Here is a 19,451-nt window from a genome sequence, read left to right on the forward strand (position 1 = left end):
CGCCGTGGCGGTGTTGCGGCTGTTGGCCGATGCGACCCGCATCGCCCGGCGAGCCGCGCCTGGCCACGGCGCAAAATCATCCCGGTCAAATGGTTCCCTATAACCATGAACCGCTCTAGGCGCGGGGCGCCCTGGCGGGCCGCGGTTTCGCTCCGGCCTTGGGCTTGACGGCGGCGCCGAGCCCGGCGGCAAGATCGCCGACGAGTGCAAGAACGCCTTCAACGGTCTTGTCCGTCGCGCGGCCGTTTGCATCAAGGCTCGCCTTGATGGCGCCGACCAGCGCCGAGCCGATGACGACGCCATCGGCGCCGCCGTCGGCGATCGCCCGCGCCTGCGCCGCGCCGGTGACGCCGAAGCCGACGGCGACCGGCAGATCGGTGTGCTGCTTGATGCGCGCGACCGCGGCGGACACCGCCGACGGGTCGGGCGCGGCGGTGCCGGTGATGCCGGTGATCGAGACGTAATAGACGAAGCCGGAAGTGTTGGTCAGCACCTTGGTGAGCCGCTTGTCGTCGGTCGTCGGCGTCGCCAGGCGGATGAAATTGAGGCCTGCCTTGAGAGCCGGCAGGCACAGCTCGTCGTCCTCCTCCGGCGGCAGGTCGACGACGATCAGCCCGTCGACGCCGGCGGCAAGGGCGTCGGCGAGAAAGCGCTCGTTGCCGTAAATGTAGATCGGGTTGTAATAGCCCATCAGCACGATCGGGGTCTCGGCATCGCCGGCGCGGAAGGCGCGCACCATCTTAAGCGTCTTGACCATGGTCTGGCCGGCCTTCAGCGCCCGCTGCGAGGCGGCCTGGATGGCCGGGCCGTCGGCCATCGGGTCGGTGAACGGCATGCCGAGCTCGATCGCGTCGGCGCCGGCGCCGGGCAGCGCCTTGATAAGCTCCAGCGATGTTTCGTAGTCCGGGTCGCCGGCCGAGACGAAAGTCACGAGGCCGGCGCGGCCTTGGGCTTTCAGCGCCGCGAAGCGCCGGTCGATGCGGGTCTCACTCATCGCCGGTTTTTCCAAACACCTCCCCCCTTGAGGGGGAGGTCGGGCCGCCGCGAAGCGGTGGACCGGGAGGGGGGTGTGTCCCGCAACTCTTCCTCGATTCGGCGAAGCACACCGTCCATGTTCTTCAAGACCTCATCATTCCAGAAGCGCAAGATTCTGTAACCCCGTCCCGCAAGCCAAGCCGTTCTTCGGCGGTCGTGCAAAACTTCGCCGGCTACTCCGTGTTGACCACCGTCAAGTTCAATCACGAGCCGGGCCTCTTGGCAGACGAAGTCGGCGATATACGGACCGACGGGAACCTGCCGGCGGAAACCCAAGCCGCGGAACCGATGGGCACGAAGCCGCTGCCAAAGGGCGCGTTCCGCGTCGCTCATTGTGCTGCGCATACGCTTGGCATGGGCGCGCCGGATGTCGGCGACCTGACGGTGCGGCATACCCCCCTCCCTAACCCTCCCCCGCAAGGGGGGAGGGGACGTGCCGAGCAAGCCGCGAGGTCATCGCCTTAAAGCTCCACGCCGAGATGCTCGGCGACGGTGAACACGTCCTTGTCGCCGCGGCCGCACAGATTCATGACGATGATGTGGTCGGCCTCACGCTCCGGCGCGATGCGGGCGACATGGGCAAGCGCGTGGGCCGGCTCCAGCGCCGGGATGATGCCTTCAAGCTCGGTGCACAGCTTGAAGGCGGCAAGCGCCTCATCGTCGGTGACCGAGACATAATTCACCCGGCCCATATCCTTGAGCCAGGAATGCTCCGGCCCGATGCCGGGATAGTCGAGGCCGGCCGAGATCGAATGCGCCTCCCTGATCTGGCCGTCCGCGTCCTGCAGCAGATAGGTGCGGTTGCCGTGCAGCACGCCGGGGCTACCGCCGGTCAAGGAGGCGGCGTGCGCGCCGGTCTCGATCCCCTTGCCGCCGGCCTCGACGCCGAAAATTTCCACCTTCGGCTCGTCGAGGAAGGGGTGGAACAGGCCCATGGCGTTCGACCCGCCGCCGATGCAGGCAACGAGCGTATCGGGCAGGCGCCCCTCGGCCTCCATGATCTGCGCCCGCGTCTCGGTGCCTATCACCGACTGGAAGTCGCGCACCATCGCCGGATAGGGATGCGGGCCGGCCACCGTGCCGATGATGTAGAAGGTCTCCTCGACATGGGCGACCCAGTCCCTCAGCGCCTCGTTCATGGCGTCCTTCAGCGTGCTCGACCCGGAGGTGACCGGGCGCACCTCGGCGCCCAACAGCTTCATGCGGAACACGTTCGGCTTCTGCCGCTCGATGTCGACGGCGCCCATATAGACGACGCAGGGCAGGCCGAAGCGCGCCGCAACCGTCGCCACGGCGACGCCGTGCTGACCGGCGCCGGTCTCGGCGATGATGCGCTTCTTGCCCATGCGCAGGGCGAGCAGGATCTGGCCGAGGCAATTGTTGATCTTGTGGCTGCCGGTGTGGTTCAGCTCGTCGCGCTTGAAATAGACCTTGGCGCCGGTGAAGTGAGCGGTCAGGCGCTCGGCGAAATAGAGCGGGCTCGGCCGGCCGGCATAATGGGCGTTGAGATGCTCGAGCTCGGCCTTGAAGGCGGGATCGGCCTTGGCCGCTTCGTAGGCCGCCTCCAGGTCGAGGATCAGCGGCATCAGCGTCTCGGCGACGAAGCGGCCGCCATAGATGCCGAAACGGCCCCGCTCGTCGGGACCGGCGCGGTAGGTATTGACGATGTTACGGCTCACCGGACGCCCTCTTCGCAAACGCCTCTTTCACTGCACGGACCGGGCCCGTTCGACGAACAGAGCGATGCGTTCCGGGTCCTTCTCGCCGGGCCTGCGCTCGACGCCGGAGGAGACGTCGACGGCGTCGGGCCGCACGATCCGGATCGCTTCGGCGACATTGTCGGGGCTAAGCCCGCCGGAGAGCATCACCGGCAGCGGCCGCTCGCCGCCGATCAGCGTCCAGTCGAACAGGACCCCGTTGCCGCCGGGAAGCGCGCCCACCATGCCGTCCGGCGCCTTGGCGTCGTAAAGCAGCATGTCGGCGGCGTCAACGTAGCCGGCGGCAGCGGCCGCGTCCTCGGCGCGGGCGATGTGGATCGCCTTGATCACCGGCCGGCCGAAGCGGGCGCGGATCTCCCGCACCCGTCGCGGGCTCTCGCGCCCGTGCAGCTGGTACCAGTCGGGATCGAGGCTCTTGGCGATCGCGGCAAGGCGGGCATCGTCGGCATCGACGGTCAGCGCCACCTTCTGCGCCCTGCCGGCGACGCGCGCATTGAGCCGGGCGGCCGTCTCGTAGGCGATATGGCGCGGGCTCGGCTCGTAGAACACGAAACCCAGGCAATCGGCCCCGGCGGCCAGGGCGGCGTCGACCATTTCCGGCGTCGACAGGCCGCAGATCTTGATCTTGGGCGTCATCGATCCACTTTGCTTAGGCTGGCGTCCAGAGCGGCTCCTGGTCATAGGGAACCGCTCCAGCCGCCAAGACATATGGCCCGGCGCGTCAATGCTCAAGTAGCCGGGTCGAGGATCCGCGCCTGTCAGGACAGCGGCGGCTCGGCGCTTGCTCCGGGCAGCGCGCGCCGGGCGCTTTCTTCGAGCCGCTGGCGCAGCTCCTGGGCTTCGCGCTGCCAGCGCGCCGCTTCATGGGCGTTGACCCGCGCCGACCGGCGCCACTTGCCCTGGCGCAGCCAGGCGGCGAAGCCGCCGGCCACAATGCCGATCAGGATGCCGGCAAGGATCAGCACGAACAAGGGCAGCCGCAGAGTCATGGTCGGGTCGGCGCCGCCCAGCGGATCGTAGGAAAAGTCGACAAGCTGGCGGTTGGCGACGCAAAACGCGATGACGATCAGCGCGATCGGGCCGAGGACAACGATGTAGACGATCTTCTTGATCATCGTGCGACCGCTCCGCCCGGGTTCTCACCGGCCCTTCGGCGATCGGCCAATACCGTCAACCGGCGCCGCCCCTGTTCAGCCGCTCGCGCATTTCCTTGCCCGATTTGAAGAACGGGACGTATTTCTCGCTGACATAGACGGTGGCCCCGGTGCGCGGATTGCGACCCATGCGCGCGGGCCGGTTTTTCACGGAAAAGGCGCCGAAGCCGCGCAGCTCGACCCTGTTGCCGGAGGCCAACGCCGTCGTAATCTCGTGGATGATGGTATTGACGATATTCTCCACGTCCCGTTGGAACAGGTGCGGATTTGCGCGAACCATGCGCTGGACAAGTTGGGACTTGATCATTGCGTGCCTCCCCTGACAGGCAAAATGCCTGTGGCAGCCGACGGTTAGTCCGCCTTCTCCCCTGGAGCCTGCCAAACTGAAATCAGCCCGTCAAGGCGAAGTCGTTGAGCCGCATCGATTTCTCCGAGGAGTTGCATCGCTGCCAACGGGTCAAGTCCGACGAGCCGCGCCAGGCGCAAGGCGACGCCATCGAGCAGGCTAAGAGCCCCGAACTCGCTTTCCCGCTCCCAGTCCTGGACCTTGATCTTGGGATCGATGCCGTAGTTTTCGAACAGCCAGCCGATGGCTTCGCTCTCGCCGCCGACCTCGTCGATCAGGCCGGCACCGAGCGCCTGGCGGCCGGTATAGACCCGGCCATCGCCGAGGCGGCGGGCTTCGGCGGCCTCCAGCTGGCGCCGCTCGGCGACGAGATCAAGGAACCATCGATAGGAATCGGCGACCATGTCGCGCATCACGGCGAGCGCTTCCTCCGATGTCTCGGCGAACGGCGACGGCTCGGCCTTGAGCGGCGCGCTCTTGACCTCCTCGACCTGAACGCCGAGCGTTTCCAGCGCCTCGCGGATCTGCGCCCACTGGAAGATGACGCCGATGGAGCCGGTGATGGTATTGCCGCGGGCGAAGATGCGATCAGTGGCGATGGCGACGATATAGCCGCCCGAGGTCGCTAGCGTGCCGAGCACCGCGACCACCGGCTTGCGGCCTCCGGCCGCCCGGATCGCCTGATAGTAGGCTTCCGACCCCGCGGTCGTGCCGCCCGGGGAATTGATCGCCAGGATCAGCGCCTTGACGCGGTCATCCTTGCTGGCGCGCTCGATCAGCTCCTGCTGCTTGCGGTCATCGGTGATCAGTCCGTCGATGGTGATGCGGGCGATATGCGGGCGGCGGTCGAGAAGCTCCTCGCCGCCGATCAGAACGGCGGCAAGGAAGATCGCGGCCAGCGCGAGCAGGAAGGCGACGACGCGCCAGAAGCTTGCCCGCCGGCTGAGACGGCGTCGATCGACGAGTGCATCGGCGTCCAGGCTCATGCGGTTCTTCCGCTTGCCGGCGGCGCGGACCGGCCGCTACTCGTCCTCGGCCGCCCCGGCCTTGTCGGCGGCGTCCTCGTCTACCTCGGCCTTCGCCGCGCCGCCTTTCGCGGCGCTGCCCTTCTGCGCCTTGTTGAGCGCGGCGCCGAGAATGTCGCCGAGCGAGGCGCCGGAATCGACGGAGCCGTACTGGGCCACCGCCTCCTTTTCCTCGGCGATCTCGAGCGCCTTGATCGAGGCGGAGATCTTGCGGCTCTTCTTGTCGAACTGGGTGATCTTGGCGTCGACCTTCTGGCCGACCGCAAAACGCTCCGGGCGCTGTTCGGAGCGCTCGCGCGAGAGGTCGGAGCGGCGGATGAAGGCGACAAGTTCGGTGTCGGCGATCTTGACCTCGAGCCCGTTGTCCTTGACCTCCATGACCTCGCAGGTGACGGTCGCCCCCTTCTTGAACTCGCCCGACGCCTTGCTGAACGGATCGCCGCCGAGCTGCTTGATGCCGAGACTGATGCGCTCCTTCTCGGTATCGACGTCGAGCACGGCGGCCTTGACCACATCGCCCTTCTTATAGTCCCGAATCGCCTCCTCGCCCGGCCGGTTCCAGTCGAGATCGGACAGGTGCACCATGCCGTCAACATCGCCCTCCAGGCCGATGAACAGGCCGAACTCGGTGATGTTCTTGATCTCGCCCTCGATGGTGGTGCCCTTCGGAAACCGGTCCGCGAAGGTCGTCCACGGATTGTCCATGGTCTGCTTGAGGCCGAGCGAGATGCGCCGCTTGACCGGGTCGACCTCGAGCACCATTACCTCGACCTCCTGGGAGGTGGAGACGATCTTGCCGGGGTGAACGTTCTTCTTGGTCCAGCTCATCTCGGAAACGTGGATCAGGCCCTCGATCCCCGGTTCCAGCTCGACGAAGGCGCCATAGTCGGTGATGTTGGTGACCCGGCCCGTGAACTTGGTGCCGACCGGGTATTTCGTCTCGATGCCCTCCCACGGATCGGCCTCGAGCTGCTTCATGCCGAGGCTGATGCGGTGCGTCTCCTGGTTGACCTTGATGATCTGAACCTTGACCGTCTGGCCGACCGACAGCACGTCGGCGGGATGGCTGATACGCCGCCAAGCGATGTCGGTGACGTGCAACAGGCCGTCGATGCCGCCGAGATCGACGAAGGCGCCGTAATCGGTGATGTTCTTCACCACCCCCTCGACGACCTGGCCCTCCTGCAAGTTCTGAACGATCTCGTGCCGGCGTTCGGCGTGCGTCTCCTCCAGCACCGAGCGGCGCGAGACGACGATGTTGCCGCGGCGGCGGTCCATCTTGAGGATCTGGAACGGCTGCGGCGTGTTCATCAGCGGCCCGATATCGCGCACCGGCCGGATGTCGACCTGGCTGCGCGGCAGGAAGGCGACCGCGCCTTCCAGATCGACGGTGTAGCCGCCCTTGACTTGATTGAAGATCTGGCCCTCGACCTTCTCGTTTTCCTTGTAGCTCTTCTCGAGCCGTTCCCAGGCCTCCTCGCGGCGCGCCTTGTCGCGCGACAGCACCGCCTCGCCGAGCGCGTTCTCGACCCGTTCGAGATAGACTTCGACCTCGCTCCCGACGGTAATTTCCTCGCCCTTGCCGTGACCGGTGAACTCCTTCAGCGGCACGCGGCCTTCAGTCTTGAGACCGACATCGATGACGGCCAGATCCTTTTCGATGGCCACCACTCGGCCTTTGATCACGCTGCCTTCTTCAAGTCCGGCGGACTGAAACGATTCCTCTAGCAGCGCGGTAAAATCCTCCCGGGTCGGGTTCAACGTGTCGACTGAGGCTTGGGCCATGAATACTCCTTGCCGGTGCGGGGGGCGCCTTGTCCAAAATTATCCTACGCGGCCCGAGTTGCGAATTTCCCCGCGGCGGCCGTCGGTCCGTTGCCGACAGGCGGCGCACTCGCAGCTCAAGGGCCCTGATCCTGCTTTTCGCGCTGGTCCGGTCTTGCCCGCTCCGCCTCCGGCGGTCGGAAAGGCCGCATGGGGCACAACACGAACGACACTTTCGGGGCAGGCAATTGCGCCATGCCCGGTCAGGCCGATAGGGAACCGTCGATCAGCTCGACGGCCGCACGAAACGCGGCCTCTATATCCAATTCCGTGGTGTCGAGCAAGTGCGCATCGGTGGCGCGCCTGAGCGGCGCCACGGCACGCTCGCGATCGCGCGCGTCGCGGTGCTCGAGGTCGGCCAGGATGTCGGCCAGCACGGCATCCTCCCCGCTCTGCGTCAATTCTTTCCAGCGCCGCCGCGCGCGTTCCTCCGGGCTTGCGGTCACATAAAGCTTTACGTCGGCGTCGGGGCACACCACGGTGCCGATGTCGCGCCCGTCCATGACCGCCCCCGGGGGAGAAGCGGCAAACCGCCGCTGGAAGGCGCGCAAGAGGTCGCGGACGCCCGGGATCGCGGCGACGATGGACGCCGCCGCCCCGACGCCGCGCCCGCGCAGCGCCGGTTCGTCGAGCGCCGCCGGATCGAGGTCGCGGGCCGCGGCGCACGCCGCCTCCTCGTCAGCCGGGCTGAGGCCGCGCGAGATCAGCGCGTGGGCGACCGCGCGGTACAGCAGGCCGGTGTCGAGATAGTTGAGCCCGTAATGGGCGGCAAGGCGGCGCGCAAGCGTGCCCTTGCCGGAGGCCGCCGGGCCATCGATGGCGATAATCATTCGACCGTCGCCCCGCCGATCGCGGCGACGCCGGCGCCGAGGCTTGCCATCAGCGCCTGGAACCGCGGAAAGCTGGTCGCGATCATGGCCGCATCGTCGATGTCGACCGGCCGCTCCGAGGCAAGTCCCATGACCAGAAAGGCCATGGCGATGCGGTGGTCCATATGGGTTGCGACGAGGCCCCCTCCCGGCACCCGGCCGCCACTGCCGCGGACGATCAGATCGTCGCCCTCGGCCCGCGCCTCGACGCCGTTTGCGGCCAGCGCGTCGAGGATCGCCTGTAAGCGGTCGCTCTCCTTGACCCGCAATTCGCCGAGGCCCCGCATCACTGTGTCGCCCTCGGCGAAGGCGGCGGCGACGGCTAGAACCGGATATTCATCGATCATGGTGGGCGCGCGTCCGGCCGGCACCTCGACGCCCCTGAGCCGGCTTGACGCCGCGCTTATGTCGGCAACCGGCTCGCCGCCTTCCTCGCGCTCGTTGCGGAATTCGAGCTCGGCGCCCATTTCCCGCAGGGTCGCAAACAGCCCCGCCCGCGTTGGGTTGACCATCACCGCTTCGACGGTCACCCGCGATCCGCCGACAAGGAGGGCCGCCACGAGCGGGAACGCGGCCGAGCTCGGATCCCCCGGTACGCGCACATTGCAACCGACGAGATCGGCCTCGCCGGCGACGCCGATATGGCGCCCGTCCTCGCCCGCCTCGATCGAAACCTCGGCGCCGAAATGGCGCAACATGCGCTCGGTATGGTCGCGCGTTGCGGCCGGTTCGATGACGCTGGTGGTGCCGATCGCATTGACGCCGGCAAGAAGGATCGCCGACTTGACCTGGGCCGAGGCGACGGGCAGGCGGTAACGGATCGGGATCGCCGGCGCCGTGCCCTCCAGGGTCAGCGGCAGACATTGGCCCTCGGCGCCCTCGAGGACGCGTGCGCCCATCAAGTGCAGCGGCGCGAGCACGCGGCCCATCGGCCGCTTGCGCAGCGAGGCATCGCCGGTGAAGGCGGCCCGCAGCCCCTGGCCGGCAACGAGGCCCATGAGCAACCTGGCGCCGGTTCCCGAATTGCCGAGGTCGAGCGGACCGTCGGGATCGAGCAGCGCGCCATTGCCGCATCCGCGCACCGACCAGAGGCCGTCGCCGGCGCGCGCGATGCCGGCGCCGAGCGCGCGCATCGCCGCGACGCTGGCCATGACGTCGTCTGATTCGAGCAACCCTTCGATCCGCGTCTCGCCCCGGGCGAGGCCGGCGATCATGACGGCGCGATGCGAGATCGATTTGTCGCCGGGCACGCGGAGCGATCCCCTCAACGCCGAACCGGGGCTTGCACGAAGGGGTGTCGGCGTCGTCGAGTGGATCATAAGTCTGCCCTGAAACGCGGCTCTACGGCGCGCGCCGGCCTCTCCTAACACATGCCGGGCGCCGCCGTCATGATCGAAGGGCTTGACATGCGGCCATGGCCGCGAAATAGGCTTTCTAAGTTTTGACAGCCCGCCGCCATCGTGGCGATGACGGCGACCAATTTGGATGAAACCAGAACAGGACGAGACCCCCGTCGTGGCGAAACCCCAACTCGGCACCAAACGGACTTGCGCCAGCTGCGGCACAAAGTTTTATGATTTCGGCCGGACGCCGATCGTCTGTCCGAAGTGCAGCACGGTCTACCAACCGCCGGTCGAACGCGTCAGCCCGCAACCGGCGCCGGCAAAGCCGGTACCCGTCCCGGTCAAGAAAGCCCCGGCCAAGGAAAAGCCCGAAATAGTCTCCCTCGAGGAGGCCGAAAAAGAACAGGCGCCCGCGAAGCGGGCCGGCGAGGCGGTCGAGGAAGACAAGTTCGAGATCGAAGACGAAGCGCTCGACACCGACGACGACGATACCTTTCTCGAGGACGACGAGGAGGAAGACGACGACGTCACCGGGCTCCTCGGCGGCGGCATCGACGCCGGCAACGACGAGACCTAGAGCGGTTCCTTTGGACCGGGAAGCGCTGTGGATCACGGTGATTTCGGATCGAATCGATCCAAAATCATAAAACGTGATCGATTCTAATAAGATAGAGCAGGATGCGGGCGGAAAACCGGTTCCCGCTTTTCCTCATCCCGCTCTAGAGGGTGGCCGCGATCGCGGCGGCAAGCGCCATGGTCCGGCGCGCGGTCTCCAGATGCAGAAGCTCGACCATGCGCCCGTCAAGCTCGATTGCCCCCTTGCCTTCATTTTCCGGCCGGGAAAAGGCGGCGATGATCGCCCGCGCCCGCTCGATTTCCGCCGGAGCCGGGGCGAAGATCTCGTTGGCCGGCGGCACCTGGGAGGGGTGGATCAGCGTCTTGCCGTCCATGCCGAGGGCTGCGCCCTGCGCGCATTCGGCCGCGAAGCCCTCCGCGTCGCGGATGTCGTTATAGACCCCGTCGAGGATGGCAAGGCCGTTGGCTCGCGCCGCCGCGACGCAGGTCGCAAGCCAGGGGACCATGGCGAAGCGGCCGTGGCCGAGGCTCGCGCCGGTCTCCTTGGCAAGATCGTTGGTGCCCATGACGAGGCAGGCAAGCCGCGCATCGCGATCGGCGGCGCCAGCCGCGATCGTGGCGGCGTTGAGAATGGCAAGCGGCGTCTCCATCATGATCCACAAGGCCACGCGCCCGTCCGAGCCGGCGGCGGCGAAGGCGGCGCGGATGCGGTCAAGCTCGCCGGCGCTCGATACCTTGGGAACCAGGATGGCGTCGGGCCCGGCGGCAAGGGCGGCGTCAAGGTCGTCGCGGCCCCATTCCGTCGACAGGGCGTTGATGCGGATGACCACCTCGCGCGGGCGGTAGCCGCCGGCGGCGACCGCCGCCTTGACCTGGTCGCGGGCGGCGGCCTTGGCCGCGGGCGCGACCGCGTCCTCCAGATCGAGGATCAGCGCGTCGGCGGCAAGCGTCTTTGCCTTTTCCAGGGCCCTTGCGTTGGAGCCCGGCATGTAGAGGGTGCTGCGCCGCGGCCTGATCTCGTCGCTCATCGCTCCTCTCCCATCAATTGTTGCGATGCAAACTAATCGAGGGTAGAGCCCTGTGTCACCATTCTTGGCACGAGAAGGGACGGCGACCGATGGCCACGCCGGTGAACATCTCGTCTCAGGTCGCGCGCGCGGAGGATGCGTTGGAGAGCGCTTCGGCGAGCCTGCGCGAGATTCTGCGGCGCACGGTGCGCGCCGGGCTCGACGAGCTGGCGCTCATCGAGAGCCAGGACGCCTTGTTGCGCGCCGTTGCCCGGGTGCGCATGCACCGGCTGGGCCGGCGCGAAGCGTGCCTTACGCCGCCTTCTGCTTGATCAGGCCGCGATTGACGACGGTCTCGGCGATCTGCACCGTGTTGAGCGCCGCGCCCTTGCGCAGATTGTCGGAGACGACCCAGATGTTCAGGCCGTGCTTGACGGTCTCGTCCTCGCGGATGCGGGAGATGAAGGTGGCATAGTCGCCGACGCATTCGACCGGCGTCACATAGCCGCCATTCTCGCGCTTGTCGATGACGAGACAGCCCGGCGCCTCGCGCAATACGTCGCGCGCCTTGTCCGCGGTGATCGGCTTCTCGAACTCGATATTGACGGCCTCCGAATGGCCGACAAAGACCGGCACCCGCACGCAGGTCGCGGTGAGCTTGATCTTGGGGTCCAGGATCTTGTGGGTCTCGGCGACCATCTTCCACTCTTCCCTGGTCGACCCGTCCTCCATGAACACGTCGATATGGGGAATGACGTTGAAGGCGATCTGCTTGGTGAACTTCTTCGCTTCCGGCATGTCGGTGACGAAGATGCCGCGGGTCTGCGTCCACAATTCGTCCATCGCCTCCTTGCCGGCGCCGGAGACCGACTGGTAGGTGGCGACCACCACGCGCTTGATCCTGGCCAAATCGTGCAGCGGCTTCAGCGCCACCACGAGCTGGGCGGTTGAGCAGTTCGGATTGGCGATGATGTTCTTCTTGGGGAAGCCGGCGACGGCGTCAGGATTGACCTCGGGCACCACCAGCGGAACGTCGGGGTCGTAGCGCCAGGCCGATGAATTGTCGATCACCAGGCATCCGGCCTTGCCGATCCTGGGCGACCATTCCTTCGAGATCGCGCCGCCGGCCGACATCAGACAGAAATCGACGCCCGAGAAGTCGAACTGCTCCAGGTCGCGGCACTTCAGCCTCCGCTCGCCGAAGGAGACCTCGGTGCCGAGCGAACGGCGCGAGGCGACGGCATGGACCTCGTCGGCGGGGAATTTCCGCTCGGCCAGGATGTTCAGCATCTCGCGGCCGACATTGCCGGTCGCGCCGACCACGGCGACCTTGTAACCCATGACGAATTCTCCTCGGGGTGCGGCGTGTTGCGCGGCTTCCTAGAGCCTCATCGTTCCGGAAATGTCAAGCCAGACTAAATGTCGCGCGCGGCCGGCGCACCCTGCCGCTTGCCTCGGCACCGGCTGCTCCCGCTCGCCAAAGCGTGATTTGGTCGCCGCTCCGGGCGCATTATATTGCGTCTGTCAATGGCGCCGGAAGCCGTCGCCGGTCGAAGGAGGACCTGACATGCGCATTCACCACCTGAGCCGCCGGGTCATCCTGTCAGGCTTAGCCCTCGCGCTGCTTGCCCCCGCCGCCGCCGCCCACCACGGCTGGGCCTGGACCGAGGACGAGCCGTTCAAGCTGACGGGCGTCATCGAGCACATCTATATCGGCAACCCGCACGTCACGCTGAAGGTGCGCGCCGGGGACGGGGTCTGGGACGTGGATCTCGCGCCGCTGTCGCGCTCGTTGCGCGCCGGCTTCAACGAGGACGCGGCCAAAATCGGCGACGAAGCGACGTTGATCGGCTTCCGGGCGCGCGATCACGGCCAGCTGCGCATGAAGGCGGCGCGCGTCGTCGTGAACGGCAAGACCTACGACGTCTATCCCGATCGCGTCCCGAGCATCTGAGGCTCGGGGCGGCAATGCTGACGGAATGGCTGACGGCGCTGCACGATTGGGACGTGGCGGCGCTCGTTCGTCGCTCCGTCTACATCTACCCGTTCGTCAACGCCGGGCACATTTTCTCCCTGACGCTTCTGATCGGCGGGATCCTTCCCGCCGATCTTAGACTGCTCGGTCTGTTTCAGGGCGTGGCGGCCGGCCCATTCATCCGCCTGATGACGGCGATTTCCGCCACCGGGCTGACATTCGCCATCGCCACGGGTTTTTTCCTGTTTTCGGTGCAGCCGCTTGAATATGCCGGCAACCCGGCCTTCCTGACCAAGATATCGCTGGTCGCGCTCGGTGCGATCCATGCGCTCGCCATCCGGTTCACCCCCGCCTGGCGGACGGCGATCACAGGCGGAAATGTCGCGCCGGGGCTCAAATTTTCGGCAGCGCTGTCGATGGCGATCTGGATTACGGCGCTGCTTGCCGGGCGATGGATCGCCTTCCTCTAAAGCCGCTCTAGGAGGAGCCGGCACCCCTCGTAAGCCAAGCCCGCGCCCGGTGAGCCGCCGCGAGGCCCACCGTGATTGCCTCCTCGCAGGCGGGGGTATCGCCACGGTCGAGCGCCGTGCGCGCATTGTCGAGCGATTCACGGGCGCGCGCCAGATTGGCCGAAAATCCCCAATCCGCCTTGTCTCCCGCAGCGGGTTGCGGCGTTTCGAACACGTCGAAGGCCTCGGCCGTGCGCGATTTCAGTGCCGGTTTTTCGAGCGTGATCAGCGTGTCGCCCGGCCCGAGCGGGGTGTTCGGATCGGCGGCGAGTGCACTGGCGTCGCCGATCAGCGTGACTTGCTTGGCAAGCAGGCCGATTGATTCCGCGCAGCCCGCAAGGGCCGCGCCCGACGGGACAATGAGCATGAAGCAGCCGAGCCCCAAGGACGTGATGAGCCGGCGCATGGGCCGATCCTCCCCTAATACGCGATCGCAGGATACCGTATTGCCGCCCGCCGCAAAAGAGGGACGCCGGGGCCGTCCATCAGCCTGCGGCCTTTTCCATCGCCTTGAGGATGGCCGCGCCCATTTCGGCGGTGGAAACCTTCTTGCAGCCCTGTTGCATGATGTCGCTCGTGCGCAGGCTCTCCTCGAGCGCCTTGGCGATGGCCTTTTCGATCAGGTCGGCGGTTTTGCCCTTGCCGAAGGAATATCTGAGCGCCATGGCGAAGGAGGCGATCATGGCGATCGGGTTGGCGAGGCCCTGGCCGGCGATGTCGGGGGCCGAGCCGTGCACCGGCTCGTACATCGCTCGCCTGCGGCCGGTCTTGGCGTCCGGCGCGCCGAGGGAGGCCGACGGCAGCATGCCCAGCGAGCCGGTCAACATGGCGGCGATGTCGGAGAGCACGTCGCCGAACAGGTTGTCGGTGACCATCACGTCGAACTGCTTCGGGTTGCGCACGAGCTGCATGGCGCAATTGTCGGCGAGCATGTGCTCCAGCCTGACGTCAGGGTATTCGGCCGCGTGCACGCGGCTGACCACCTCGTGCCACAGCACGCCGGTCTTCATGACGTTGCGCTTTTCCACCGAGTGCACCAGATTGCCGCGGGTCCGGGCGAGGTCGAAGGCGACCCGCGCGATGCGCTCGATCTCGTAGGTATCGTAGACCTGGGTGTCGACGGCGCGCTTCTGGCCGTTGCCGAGGTCGCGGATCTCCTTCGGCTCGCCGAAATAGACGCCGCCCGTCAACTCGCGGATGATCAGTATGTCGAGCCCCTCGACGATTTCCCGCTTCAGCGACGAGCCGTCGGCGAGGGCCGGATAGCAGATCGCCGGCCGCAGATTGGCGAACAGCTCGAGGTCCTTTCTGAGCCGCAGAAGACCGGCCTCGGGGCGCGCGTCATAGGGCACGTCGTTCCATTTCGGCCCGCCGACGGCGCCGAAGATGACGGCGTCGGCGGCAAGCGCCTTGGCCATCGCCTCGTCGGAGATCGCCTTGCCGTGCGCGTCGTAGGCGGCACCTCCGACCAGATCCTCCTCGGTCTTGAACCTGTCGGGGCCTGCGGCGTTGAGCCAGGCGACGATGCGCTCGACCTCGGCCATGACCTCCGGGCCGATGCCGTCGCCGGGAAGAAGAAGAAGATCGTAGGTCGCCATGTGCCCGTCCCCGTTGGTCCGTTCCCTCCTAGCAAGCGGAGGATTGCTAGTCGCCCGCTTCAACCAATTTGAAAGGATTTGATGATTCGCTTTGGTCGCGGTTCGAGCGACGGAGGCGAACATGGCTGGAAAGGACATTGCGGTAAAGAAATATGTGGTGCGGCTGAGCGCGGAGGAACGCGAGCAACTCCAGGCGCTGATCCGAAAAGGCAAGGGGCCCGCGCAGCGGCTGCTGAAGGCGCGCATCCTGTTGAAGGCCGATGTCACGGACGCCGGCGAAGGCTGGAGTGACGCTCGGATCATCACGGCTCTCGATACCAGCGCCTCCATGGTCTACCGGGTGCGCAAGCAACTGGTGGAAGAGGGTTTTGCGGCGGTTCTGAGCCGCAAACAGCGCACAACGCCGGCGGTGGCGCGCATCTTCGACGGTGAGAAGGAAGCCAAGCTGATCGCCCTGGCCTGCTCCAAGCCTCCCAAGGGACGCGCGCGCTGGACCTTGCGACTGTTGGAGAACAAGGTCGTGGAACTCGGCATCGTCGAGCGCGCGAGCGACTCGACGATCGGACGCACGCTCAAAAAAACACGCTCAAGCCCCATCGCCGCCAGTGCTGGGTCATCCCGCCGAAGGCCAACAGCGCCTTCGTAGCGGCGATGGAAGACGTACTCGCCGTCTACACGCGGCCCCATGATCCCGACCGCCCGCTGGTCTGCCTGGACGAGACCTCGAAGCAACTGATCGCCGAAACGCGGACGCCGATCGCGATGAAACCGGGGCGTCCGGCCCGGTTCGATTACGAGTACCAGCGCAACGGCACCGCCAACCTGTTCATGCTATTCGCCCCGCTCGAAGGCTGGCGCCATGTCGAGGTCACCGATCGCCACACCGCCGTGGACTACGCTCGCGTCTTGAAAGACTTGGCCGATGTCCACTTCCCAGACGCCAAAACCATCGTTCTGGTCCAGGACAATCTCAACATCCACAGCAAGGCGTCACTCTACGAGGCCTTTCCAGCCGCCGAAGCCAGGCGCCTGGTTGAACGCTTCGAATGGCACTACACCCCAAAGCACGGTTCTTGGCTCAATCTCGCGGAGTCCGAACTCGGCGTCCTCTCCTCCCAATGTCTCGACCGCCGCATTCCCGATAAACAAACCCTCATCGAGGAAATCGCCGCCTGGGAGCACGATCGCAATGCCCATCACACCAAGTCCGACTGGCACTTCACCACCAAAGACGCTCGCACTAAACTCAAGCATCTATACCCTTCAATCTGACTGAATCAGCCGACTAGTCGCTTCAAGCGGTCCTGGCAAGGGACGGGTTCGGGCCTTGGGCGCCGACGGGGACCTTCATCTGAAAGCGCCGCCGGGCTCAGTCCTTGGCCGAGCTGCCGCCGCGGCCGAAGATATAGCCGGCGATGCCGCCGAGCAGCGTGGCGATGATCTCCTTGGAAAGCAGGCCGTAGACGGCGAGAAGGAACACCGTCGGCACGAACATGACGAGGCCGAAGGCCTGCAGCGTATAGGAGCTCCAGCCCGGCTTGGAGTTGCGGTAGACGAGATAACCGCCGCCGGCCAGCATCAGCAGCGCGACGATCAGCGCGCCGACGGGAACAACAAACTCCGGGTAACTCATTTGAGGCCATCCTTACTCACAGCCAAGGCCGTGTTTCGCGCAGCTTCCTCTCGTGCGCCTCGATCGCCTGCGCCTTGTCCAGGGTCAGGCCGATATCGTCGAGGCCGTTGATGAGGCAGTGCTTCGTGAACGGGTCGATGTCGAAGGCGATGACGCCGCCGTCGGGCCCGCGGATTTCCTGGCTTTCCAGATCGACGGTGAGCGTCGCGTTGGCGCCGCGCGCGGCGTCGTCCAAGAGCTTGTCGATCTCCCGCCGCGGCAGGGTGACGAGCAGCATGCCGTTCTTGGCGCTGTTGGAATGGAAGATGTCGGCGAAGGACGGCGCGACGACGCAGCGGATGCCGAAGTCCAGAAGCGCCCAGGCGGCGTGCTCGCGGCTCGAGCCGCAGCCGAAATTCTCGCCGGCGATCAGGATCTTGGCGTTGCGGTAGGCGGGTTTGTTGAGGACGAAATCGGGATTCTCCGAGCCGTCGTCATGATAGCGCATCTCGGTGAACAGGCCCTTGCCGAGGCCGGTGCGGGCGATGGTCTTCAGATACTGCTTGGGAATGATCATGTCGGTGTCGACATTGATCATGTCGAGCGGCGCGGCGACGCCGGAAAGCGTGGTGAATTTTTCCATTCCGCAAGTTCTCCAGCCGAAACGGCCTCACGGCCCCTTGTCATGGCCGATCGGCAGCGCCGGGGTCAAGGGTCAAGAGCGAATTCCGTTCGAACTGAATCGGATTTCGCTTTTATCCCTTTGATTGAGCATGTTCTTTTCGCAAAACCGGTTCCCACTTTTGCGGAACATGCTCTAGCCCGCCGCGAGCTCGATGCGCTCCATGTCGTCGTCGGAGAGGCCGAAATGATGGCCGATCTCGTGCACCAGCACATGGGTGACGACACTGCCCAGGGACTCCTCGTGCTCGGCCCAATAGTCGAGGATCGGCCGCCGGTAGAGGCGGATCATGTTCGGCATCTCGCCGGAGAAGACGCTGCCCTTGTGGGCAAGGCCGATGCCGGCGAACAGCCCGAGCAGGTCGAATTCGGATTCAACGTCGAGCTCGTCGAGCACCTCGGCTGTGGGAAATTCCTCAACCCGAATGAGCAGGGCATCGCACAGGTTGCGAAACTCCTGCGGCAGCGCCGCATAGGCCTGCCGGGCCAGACGCTCCAATTCCTCCAGGCTCGGCGCCTCGAGACTTCCCCAGTCGGTCATTTGAACCCATCGGCTGACCGCCATGATCTTCTCCCTCGGGCCCCCCGGGGTAACGACAAAGCTCCAAAGCGACCGCAGGTCAAGCAGCGAGACCCGAAATCCCAAGTCGCGGCGGTATCTTCCGCGAAAGCTAGAGATAGGTGACGGCGAGATAATATGCGAGCACGAGCACCGCAATGAGCGATAGCGCGCGGCCGATGCGCCGTCCCCAGACCTCGATGCGTTCGGTGCTGTCGGCGTCGGCGGCGGTGAAGTGATCCCACGCACGCGCGACCACCCGCTTCACCGAACTCGAAAAGACCACCTCGGACTGCTCGCCGGCGCGCTCGAGGTCGCGCAGCGCCGCGCGCCGGCGCTCCGACTCCCGCTCCTCGCGACCCTGGCTCATGCCAGAAATCCTCCCCGCTACCTCATGCAACAGATTTCGTTCCGTTTCAAACAATCAACTTAATCAATGGGTTGCGGTGCAATCACGAAAAAAGATCGGACCCGTTTGAACCGGCTCGGCGCTTTCGGCGTCTCACCATTGTCTTCGCACTTCGAACCCGCACCCCAAAGGAGTTGAACCATGAGGAAGACCATCATCACCCTGGCCACCGCCGCCGCCCTGTCGGTCGCGGCCATCGCGCCCACCGCCACCCCCGCCAGCGCCAGCCATGTCGGCTTCAGCCTCGGCATTCACGGCGACGGCTTTTCGGTCGGCATCGGCACGCCGGGTTATTTCGGCGACCCCTTCTTCGGCCCGGCATTGCACAAGCACTGCACGAAGAAGTGGAAGAAGATCTGGACGCCGGCCGGCCCGGTCTGGAAGAAGGTCAAAAACTGCTGGTTGCACGAGCACCACTGAGAACGGAATTTGTTCCTCCCTCGCCTCCGGCAATACCGGCCCCACGCTTTCGGGGCCGGTTTTTTCATGGTCCGACAAGCGCCCGCTCGATCAGGTCGAGAAGCGCCGGCTCCGACGCGATCGAAGGGCAAAGCGCGATGTCGCGGCGGCCGCTCCTGGCCACCGCCGCCGGCAGGTCCTCGCCGGCGTGCAGCCCATCGCCGGCGAACAGGCCGACGACCACCGCCGCCCCCGGCGCGCGGGGCAGCACATGGTCGAGAAACGGCTCCTCCTCGAGAAAGGCGACGTCAACCGAGGCGAAATCGGCGATCGCCGCGACCTTTTCCGCAATGGCGCGCGCGGCCTCGGCGGATTCACCGCTCTTCGAGGAACCGTGCGCGACGAGAAGGAGATGGGCCGCGGCACTCTCCTTTCCCGCCCGGTCCGCAGTCTGACGCGCCAGCCTCGCCACCAGGGCCGGAAGCTTCGGGTCGACGCCGAGGGGATCGAGAATGGTCGCCTGCCCTCGGCGGGCCGAACCGCCGAGCCGTTCGGGGATCGCCTCGCGGACATAATAGCCGTCGCTCATGAACAGCGGATAGACGGCAAACCGCTTTGCCGCGAACCGGGCCGCCGCCTGCTCGACGCGCGGCCGCGCGCGGAGGAAACCGACTTCGACCTGGGCGTAGCGCCCGCCTGACCGCATCCGCTCTGCGAGCGCATGGGCCAGGCGGTTTTCCGTGCTGCCGCCGCGCTCGCCATGGGCAACGATCAAAAGTCCGGTTTGCTCTTCGCTCCGGCCGGTCACCGCT

At 66.1% G+C, this 19,451-nt stretch carries 25 protein-coding genes; 6 read left to right on the top strand and 19 right to left on the bottom strand.

The window, feature by feature from the left end:
- Positions 1-115: 115 nt before the first annotated feature.
- From trpA to aroA, 10 genes are all read right to left on the bottom strand, one after another.
- Positions 116-994 (bottom strand): tryptophan synthase subunit alpha, encoded by an 879-nt coding sequence (gene trpA / locus Q8P46_01940; protein MDP2618932.1) that lies wholly within the window; start codon positions 992-994, stop codon positions 116-118.
- Positions 991-1,428 carry an endonuclease domain-containing protein gene (locus Q8P46_01945; GenBank protein MDP2618933.1) on the bottom strand — a complete coding sequence of 146 codons (438 nt, stop codon included), beginning with the start codon at positions 1,426-1,428 and terminating at the stop codon, positions 991-993. The genes trpA and Q8P46_01945 overlap by 4 nt, the downstream gene beginning before the upstream one ends.
- A gap of 68 nt (positions 1,429-1,496) precedes the next feature.
- Positions 1,497-2,714 carry a tryptophan synthase subunit beta gene (trpB, locus tag Q8P46_01950; GenBank protein MDP2618934.1) on the bottom strand — a complete coding sequence of 406 codons (1,218 nt, stop codon included), beginning with the start codon at positions 2,712-2,714 and terminating at the stop codon, positions 1,497-1,499.
- Between the two features lie 27 nt (positions 2,715-2,741).
- Positions 2,742-3,389 (bottom strand): phosphoribosylanthranilate isomerase, encoded by a 648-nt coding sequence (locus Q8P46_01955; protein ID MDP2618935.1) that lies wholly within the window; start codon positions 3,387-3,389, stop codon positions 2,742-2,744.
- Between the two features lie 122 nt (positions 3,390-3,511).
- Positions 3,512-3,868, bottom strand: a complete 357-nt coding sequence (locus tag Q8P46_01960) for a LapA family protein (GenBank protein MDP2618936.1) — start codon at positions 3,866-3,868, stop codon at positions 3,512-3,514.
- Positions 3,869-3,923: 55 nt separating this feature from the next.
- Complete coding sequence (locus tag Q8P46_01965; protein MDP2618937.1) at positions 3,924-4,214, bottom strand: integration host factor subunit beta; 291 nt, start codon at positions 4,212-4,214, stop codon at positions 3,924-3,926.
- 44 nt (positions 4,215-4,258) lie between these two features.
- Entirely contained in the window at positions 4,259-5,239 is a 981-nt protein-coding gene (gene sppA / locus Q8P46_01970) for a signal peptide peptidase SppA (GenBank protein ID MDP2618938.1), read from the bottom strand.
- Positions 5,240-5,275: 36 nt separating this feature from the next.
- Positions 5,276-7,063: a 30S ribosomal protein S1 gene (rpsA, locus tag Q8P46_01975; protein MDP2618939.1), complete on the bottom strand. Its 1,788-nt coding sequence runs from the start codon at positions 7,061-7,063 to the stop codon at positions 5,276-5,278.
- A gap of 242 nt (positions 7,064-7,305) precedes the next feature.
- Positions 7,306-7,932 (bottom strand): (d)CMP kinase, encoded by a 627-nt coding sequence (gene cmk, locus Q8P46_01980; GenBank protein ID MDP2618940.1) that lies wholly within the window; start codon positions 7,930-7,932, stop codon positions 7,306-7,308.
- Positions 7,929-9,290 (bottom strand): 3-phosphoshikimate 1-carboxyvinyltransferase, encoded by a 1,362-nt coding sequence (aroA, locus tag Q8P46_01985; GenBank protein MDP2618941.1) that lies wholly within the window; start codon positions 9,288-9,290, stop codon positions 7,929-7,931. Before aroA ends, cmk begins: the two co-directional genes overlap by 4 nt.
- 166 nt (positions 9,291-9,456) lie before the next feature.
- On the opposite strand from aroA, the gene Q8P46_01990 reads away from it, so the two are divergent.
- The gene (locus Q8P46_01990) at positions 9,457-9,891 is read left to right on the top strand and encodes a TIGR02300 family protein (protein MDP2618942.1); all 435 of its coding nucleotides are present in this window, start codon (positions 9,457-9,459) and stop codon (positions 9,889-9,891) included.
- Positions 9,892-10,033: 142 nt separating this feature from the next.
- On the opposite strand, the gene Q8P46_01995 is transcribed toward Q8P46_01990, so the two are convergent.
- Positions 10,034-10,918 carry a CoA ester lyase gene (locus tag Q8P46_01995; protein MDP2618943.1) on the bottom strand — a complete coding sequence of 295 codons (885 nt, stop codon included), beginning with the start codon at positions 10,916-10,918 and terminating at the stop codon, positions 10,034-10,036.
- 89 nt (positions 10,919-11,007) lie between these two features.
- On the opposite strand from Q8P46_01995, the gene Q8P46_02000 reads away from it, so the two are divergent.
- Complete coding sequence (locus Q8P46_02000) at positions 11,008-11,229, top strand: hypothetical protein (protein MDP2618944.1); 222 nt, start codon at positions 11,008-11,010, stop codon at positions 11,227-11,229.
- On the opposite strand, the gene Q8P46_02005 is transcribed toward Q8P46_02000, so the two are convergent.
- Positions 11,210-12,238 carry an aspartate-semialdehyde dehydrogenase gene (locus Q8P46_02005; protein ID MDP2618945.1) on the bottom strand — a complete coding sequence of 343 codons (1,029 nt, stop codon included), beginning with the start codon at positions 12,236-12,238 and terminating at the stop codon, positions 11,210-11,212. The two genes, Q8P46_02000 and Q8P46_02005, sit on opposite strands and share 20 nt — an antisense overlap.
- Positions 12,239-12,464: 226 nt before the next feature.
- Between Q8P46_02005 and Q8P46_02010 the strand changes: the two genes are divergently transcribed.
- Positions 12,465-12,851: a DUF6152 family protein gene (locus Q8P46_02010; GenBank protein MDP2618946.1), complete on the top strand. Its 387-nt coding sequence runs from the start codon at positions 12,465-12,467 to the stop codon at positions 12,849-12,851.
- 14 nt (positions 12,852-12,865) lie between these two features.
- Entirely contained in the window at positions 12,866-13,342 is a 477-nt protein-coding gene (locus Q8P46_02015; GenBank protein ID MDP2618947.1) for a DUF2214 domain-containing protein, read from the top strand.
- Between the two features lie 7 nt (positions 13,343-13,349).
- Here Q8P46_02015 and Q8P46_02020 read toward each other — a convergent pair whose 3' ends face one another.
- Positions 13,350-13,787, bottom strand: coding sequence for a hypothetical protein (locus tag Q8P46_02020; protein ID MDP2618948.1), 438 nt, complete (start codon positions 13,785-13,787; stop codon positions 13,350-13,352).
- A gap of 79 nt (positions 13,788-13,866) precedes the next feature.
- Positions 13,867-14,979 carry a 3-isopropylmalate dehydrogenase gene (gene leuB, locus Q8P46_02025; protein MDP2618949.1) on the bottom strand — a complete coding sequence of 371 codons (1,113 nt, stop codon included), beginning with the start codon at positions 14,977-14,979 and terminating at the stop codon, positions 13,867-13,869.
- A gap of 121 nt (positions 14,980-15,100) precedes the next feature.
- Here leuB and Q8P46_02030 point away from each other — a divergent pair.
- Positions 15,101-16,251, top strand: a protein-coding gene (locus Q8P46_02030; GenBank protein ID MDP2618950.1) for an IS630 family transposase whose coding sequence is annotated in 2 segments (ribosomal slippage) — positions 15,101-15,554 and positions 15,554-16,251 — 1,152 coding nt in all. Because the reading frame shifts where the segments join, the coding sequence is not laid out codon by codon here.
- A gap of 97 nt (positions 16,252-16,348) precedes the next feature.
- Here Q8P46_02030 and Q8P46_02035 read toward each other — a convergent pair.
- The 4 genes from Q8P46_02035 to Q8P46_02050 all read right to left on the bottom strand — a co-directional run bounded on the left by Q8P46_02035 (position 16,349) and on the right by Q8P46_02050 (position 18,201).
- On the bottom strand, positions 16,349-16,612 hold the full coding sequence (locus Q8P46_02035) for a hypothetical protein (GenBank protein ID MDP2618951.1): 264 nt from the start codon (positions 16,610-16,612) through the stop codon (positions 16,349-16,351).
- 16 nt (positions 16,613-16,628) lie between these two features.
- Complete coding sequence (gene leuD, locus Q8P46_02040) at positions 16,629-17,234, bottom strand: 3-isopropylmalate dehydratase small subunit (GenBank protein ID MDP2618952.1); 606 nt, start codon at positions 17,232-17,234, stop codon at positions 16,629-16,631.
- 174 nt (positions 17,235-17,408) lie between these two features.
- Complete coding sequence (locus tag Q8P46_02045; protein ID MDP2618953.1) at positions 17,409-17,837, bottom strand: metallopeptidase family protein; 429 nt, start codon at positions 17,835-17,837, stop codon at positions 17,409-17,411.
- Between the two features lie 106 nt (positions 17,838-17,943).
- Positions 17,944-18,201 (bottom strand): hypothetical protein, encoded by a 258-nt coding sequence (locus Q8P46_02050; GenBank protein MDP2618954.1) that lies wholly within the window; start codon positions 18,199-18,201, stop codon positions 17,944-17,946.
- 180 nt (positions 18,202-18,381) lie between these two features.
- Between Q8P46_02050 and Q8P46_02055 the strand changes: the two genes are divergently transcribed.
- Positions 18,382-18,660, top strand: coding sequence for a hypothetical protein (locus Q8P46_02055; GenBank protein ID MDP2618955.1), 279 nt, complete (start codon positions 18,382-18,384; stop codon positions 18,658-18,660).
- A 64-nt stretch (positions 18,661-18,724) separates the two neighbouring features.
- On the opposite strand, the gene Q8P46_02060 is transcribed toward Q8P46_02055, so the two are convergent.
- Positions 18,725-19,447 carry a CbiX/SirB N-terminal domain-containing protein gene (locus Q8P46_02060; protein ID MDP2618956.1) on the bottom strand — a complete coding sequence of 241 codons (723 nt, stop codon included), beginning with the start codon at positions 19,445-19,447 and terminating at the stop codon, positions 18,725-18,727.
- Positions 19,448-19,451 lie beyond the last annotated feature (4 nt).

The organism is Hyphomicrobiales bacterium, assembly GCA_030688605.1.
Classification (GTDB): domain Bacteria; phylum Pseudomonadota; class Alphaproteobacteria; order Rhizobiales; family NORP267; genus JAUYJB01.

What these genes read in the sequence shown, in the direction of transcription:
- trpA (MDP2618932.1), bottom strand. Translation starts at nt 994, where the DNA reads ATGAGTGAGACCCGCATCGACCGGCGCTTCGCGGCGCTGAAAGCCCAA.
- Q8P46_01945 (MDP2618933.1), bottom strand. Translation starts at nt 1,428, where the DNA reads ATGCCGCACCGTCAGGTCGCCGACATCCGGCGCGCCCATGCCAAGCGT.
- Q8P46_01955 (MDP2618935.1), bottom strand. Translation starts at nt 3,389, where the DNA reads ATGACGCCCAAGATCAAGATCTGCGGCCTGTCGACGCCGGAAATGGTC.
- Q8P46_01960 (MDP2618936.1), bottom strand. Translation starts at nt 3,868, where the DNA reads ATGATCAAGAAGATCGTCTACATCGTTGTCCTCGGCCCGATCGCGCTG.
- Q8P46_01965 (MDP2618937.1), bottom strand. Translation starts at nt 4,214, where the DNA reads ATGATCAAGTCCCAACTTGTCCAGCGCATGGTTCGCGCAAATCCGCAC.
- sppA (MDP2618938.1), bottom strand. Translation starts at nt 5,239, where the DNA reads ATGAGCCTGGACGCCGATGCACTCGTCGATCGACGCCGTCTCAGCCGG.
- rpsA (MDP2618939.1), bottom strand. Translation starts at nt 7,063, where the DNA reads ATGGCCCAAGCCTCAGTCGACACGTTGAACCCGACCCGGGAGGATTTT.
- cmk (MDP2618940.1), bottom strand. Translation starts at nt 7,932, where the DNA reads ATGATTATCGCCATCGATGGCCCGGCGGCCTCCGGCAAGGGCACGCTT.
- aroA (MDP2618941.1), bottom strand. Translation starts at nt 9,290, where the DNA reads ATGATCCACTCGACGACGCCGACACCCCTTCGTGCAAGCCCCGGTTCG.
- Q8P46_01990 (MDP2618942.1), top strand. Translation starts at nt 9,457, where the DNA reads ATGAAACCAGAACAGGACGAGACCCCCGTCGTGGCGAAACCCCAACTC.
- Q8P46_01995 (MDP2618943.1), bottom strand. Translation starts at nt 10,918, where the DNA reads ATGAGCGACGAGATCAGGCCGCGGCGCAGCACCCTCTACATGCCGGGC.
- Q8P46_02000 (MDP2618944.1), top strand. Translation starts at nt 11,008, where the DNA reads ATGGCCACGCCGGTGAACATCTCGTCTCAGGTCGCGCGCGCGGAGGAT.
- Q8P46_02005 (MDP2618945.1), bottom strand. Translation starts at nt 12,238, where the DNA reads ATGGGTTACAAGGTCGCCGTGGTCGGCGCGACCGGCAATGTCGGCCGC.
- Q8P46_02010 (MDP2618946.1), top strand. Translation starts at nt 12,465, where the DNA reads ATGCGCATTCACCACCTGAGCCGCCGGGTCATCCTGTCAGGCTTAGCC.
- Q8P46_02015 (MDP2618947.1), top strand. Translation starts at nt 12,866, where the DNA reads ATGCTGACGGAATGGCTGACGGCGCTGCACGATTGGGACGTGGCGGCG.
- Q8P46_02020 (MDP2618948.1), bottom strand. Translation starts at nt 13,787, where the DNA reads ATGCGCCGGCTCATCACGTCCTTGGGGCTCGGCTGCTTCATGCTCATT.
- leuB (MDP2618949.1), bottom strand. Translation starts at nt 14,979, where the DNA reads ATGGCGACCTACGATCTTCTTCTTCTTCCCGGCGACGGCATCGGCCCG.
- Q8P46_02035 (MDP2618951.1), bottom strand. Translation starts at nt 16,612, where the DNA reads ATGAGTTACCCGGAGTTTGTTGTTCCCGTCGGCGCGCTGATCGTCGCG.
- leuD (MDP2618952.1), bottom strand. Translation starts at nt 17,234, where the DNA reads ATGGAAAAATTCACCACGCTTTCCGGCGTCGCCGCGCCGCTCGACATG.
- Q8P46_02045 (MDP2618953.1), bottom strand. Translation starts at nt 17,837, where the DNA reads ATGGCGGTCAGCCGATGGGTTCAAATGACCGACTGGGGAAGTCTCGAG.
- Q8P46_02050 (MDP2618954.1), bottom strand. Translation starts at nt 18,201, where the DNA reads ATGAGCCAGGGTCGCGAGGAGCGGGAGTCGGAGCGCCGGCGCGCGGCG.
- Q8P46_02055 (MDP2618955.1), top strand. Translation starts at nt 18,382, where the DNA reads ATGAGGAAGACCATCATCACCCTGGCCACCGCCGCCGCCCTGTCGGTC.